Origin of the sequence: Devosia alba (genome assembly GCF_039938915.1) — a bacterium.
Classification (GTDB): Bacteria; Pseudomonadota; Alphaproteobacteria; order Rhizobiales; family Devosiaceae; genus Devosia; species Devosia alba.
This window is the reverse complement of sequence record NZ_JBDUUI010000126.1, coordinates 1-250: the sequence shown is the minus strand read 5'-3', so window position 1 is coordinate 250 and position 250 is coordinate 1. Positions and strand designations below refer to the sequence as shown.

At 54.4% G+C, this 250-nt stretch carries 1 protein-coding gene; it reads right to left on the bottom strand.

Going from position 1 to position 250, the window contains the following annotated elements; genetic code table 11:
* Positions 1-227: hypothetical protein (locus ABFY71_RS19035; RefSeq protein WP_347947446.1), on the bottom strand; the 227-nt coding region annotated here is incomplete at its 3' end.
* Between the last annotated feature and the right edge of the window lie 23 nt (positions 228-250).

The window sequence follows — 250 nt, the reverse complement described above, 5'->3', positions numbered from 1 at the left end:
AGCGTCTGCAGGGGGGCTTCCGGCATATCCTGGATAACATCGTGCATGAACACGATGGTACGCCGTGCATCATCGGCATGGGTCATAAAACCGGCGATGTTCTCACCGTAATATCCCTCAAGATCGAAAACCTGCGCCCATGCATAACCGGTATCGTCCCGGTAATGGCAGGTACTGCCGTCATCGTAGTACTGGATATAGCTCAGCAGCTGGTTTGCGTAGTCCATCTGGCGGTCATGGGTAGTTCCGG